We start from the raw sequence: 2470 nt of genomic DNA, 5'->3' as shown, positions 1-2470 counted from the left end.
CGTGAGCAGGCCGGACGAGCTGGGCCCGGCCGTGGACAGACGTAAAGCCCCTGGTAGGACAGGTCTCACCACAAGATCATGTCCGTAACCACCAGAGGCTTCACGTTGGTCACCTATGTTGCCACGCTCGATGTCCCGCGCCACGTCGTGGACCACCTCTCGCGTCTGCTCGCTGCCCACCGCCGCCGAATCGGCACCCCGCGCGGCAGCCGCGCGCTCGGCTCGTTCCGCCAGGCCGTGCTGGTCCTGCGCTGGTTCCGCGAACGCGGCTGCGTCCACTGCCTGGCCCGCGACGCTGGCATCTCCCAGGCCACCGGCTACCGCTACCTGCACGAAGGCATCGACGTCCTCGCCGCCCAGGCCCCCGACCTGCACGAGGTCCTGGACCGCTGCCAACAAGAGGGCATGACCCACGTGATCCTCGACGGCACGCTCATCGAAACGGACCGCCTCGCCGGCGTCCGCGACAACGGCAACGACCTGTGGTTCAGCCAGAAGCACAGGGCATTCGGCGGGAACGTACAGTTCCTGTCCGCCCCGGACGGCGCCCCGTTGTGGGTCTCCGAGGTGGAGCCCGGCTCCACCCCCGATATCACCGCCGCCCGCATCCACGCGCTCCCCGCGCTGTACAAGGCGGCGGCCGACGGCCTGCCCACCCTGGCCGACAAGGGCTACATCGGCGCCGGCATCGGCATCCTCGTCCCCGTCCGCCGCCCGAAGGGCCGGTCCGAACGGGCCCTGGACGCCGATACGCGCACCACGAACAGCCTGATCAGAGGCGTCCGAGCTCTCGGTGAACGTGCCGCAGCCGAACTCAAGCAGCGCTGGCGCACCCTGCAGTACATCACCCTCAGCCCCAGCCGGATCGGCGACATCGCCCGCGCCGCCCTCACCCTCAACAGAATCTGGAAATGACCACCGCTGAGAAAACGTCAATGACTCAGCCAGGTTGAAAACGGCTCACTCTGAGTACAGGACGAAAGGGACCGCCAGGGTTCTGGCGGTCCCTTTCGGCGGTTACCTCTGCTGTCGGCGTTGAGCGTTCTTCTCGAGCGTCTGACGCTTCACTTGTCTCCACGAGTACACCGTGAGGACGAGAGACACGCAGCCGACCGCCAGGAACATCAATCGCTTGGCGATGCCATCAAGATTGATGGCGCCTCCGAATCCTCCCACGAGGCCGCAGATGCCGAGGAAAAGAGATCGCTGGCCCAGCAGCTCATCAGCCAAGCCTCTGATGAATCCGCCGCCTTGCAGCGAGTTCCAGTATTCTCTCAGTGTCATCTCATCACCGCGTCAGGAGATCGGGGGCTGCGCAGGACGGTTGAACGGGCCGGGTTCGATGTAGCGGACCGGACCGCCCTGCGGGAGCAAATAGTCTACGACCGTCGCTCCGAGAGCCACCGGCACACCGAACACCTTGACTCCGACCCTGCCGAACGCGCGCGTCACCGGGCCGATCTGACTTCCCTTGCTGACTCCACCTGCGACGAGTCCAGTGAAGAAGGGGCCGATGAATCCCTTGATGGCCTCATTGACGTTTTCTCAGCGGTGGTCATTTCCAGATTCTGTTGAGGGTGAGGGCGGCGCGGGCGATGTCGCCGATCCGGCTGGGGCTGAGGGTGATGTACTGCAGGGTGCGCCAGCGCTGCTTGAGTTCGGCTGCGGCACGTTCACCGAGAGCTCGGACGCCTCTGATCAGGCTGTTCGTGGTGCGCGTATCGGCGTCCAGGGCCCGTTCGGACCGGCCCTTCGGGCGGCGGACGGGGACGAGGATGCCGATGCCGGCGCCGATGTAGCCCTTGTCGGCCAGGGTGGGCAGGCCGTCGGCCGCCGCCTTGTACAGCGCGGGGAGCGCGTGGATGCGGGCGGCGGTGATATCGGGGGTGGAGCCGGGCTCCACCTCGGAGACCCACAACGGGGCGCCGTCCGGGGCGGACAGGAACTGTACGTTCCCGCCGAATGCCCTGTGCTTCTGGCTGAACCACAGGTCGTTGCCGTTGTCGCGGACGCCGGCGAGGCGGTCCGTTTCGATGAGCGTGCCGTCGAGGATCACGTGGGTCATGCCCTCTTGTTGGCAGCGGTCCAGGACCTCGTGCAGGTCGGGGGCCTGGGCGGCGAGGACGTCGATGCCTTCGTGCAGGTAGCGGTAGCCGGTGGCCTGGGAGATGCCAGCGTCGCGGGCCAGGCAGTGGACGCAGCCGCGTTCGCGGAACCAGCGCAGGACCAGCACGGCCTGGCGGAACGAGCCGAGCGCGCGGCTGCCGCGCGGGGTGCCGATTCGGCGGCGGTGGGCAGCGAGCAGACGCGAGAGGTGGTCCACGACGTGGCGCGGGACATCGAGCGTGGCAACATAGGTGACCAACGTGAAGCCTCTGGTGGTTACGGACATGATCTTGTGGTGAGACCTGTCCTACCAGGGGCTTTACGTCTGTCCACGGCCGGGCCCAGCTCGTCCGGCCTGCTCACG

Annotated in this window: 3 protein-coding genes; 2 read left to right on the top strand and 1 reads right to left on the bottom strand. The window is 67.1% G+C overall.

Annotation, left to right across the window (positions count from 1 at the left end):
- Positions 1 to 105 precede the first annotated feature (105 nt).
- Together ACTYVM_RS37010 and ACTYVM_RS37005 are read left to right on the top strand one after the other, a co-directional pair.
- Complete coding sequence (locus ACTYVM_RS37010; protein ID WP_445524258.1) at positions 106 to 915, top strand: transposase family protein; 810 nt, start codon at positions 106 to 108, stop codon at positions 913 to 915.
- 120 nt (positions 916 to 1035) lie between these two features.
- Positions 1036 to 1575: a hypothetical protein gene (locus tag ACTYVM_RS37005; RefSeq protein WP_445530122.1), complete on the top strand. Its 540-nt coding sequence runs from the start codon at positions 1036 to 1038 to the stop codon at positions 1573 to 1575.
- Here ACTYVM_RS37005 and ACTYVM_RS37000 read toward each other — a convergent pair.
- Positions 1556 to 2365, bottom strand: coding sequence for a transposase family protein (locus ACTYVM_RS37000; RefSeq protein ID WP_445524258.1), 810 nt, complete (start codon positions 2363 to 2365; stop codon positions 1556 to 1558). The two genes, ACTYVM_RS37005 and ACTYVM_RS37000, sit on opposite strands and share 20 nt — an antisense overlap.
- Positions 2366 to 2470: the final 105 nt, after the last annotated feature.

This window comes from Streptomyces cyslabdanicus (assembly GCF_052663305.1).
This window is presented reverse-complemented; position numbering and strand designations above follow the sequence as displayed.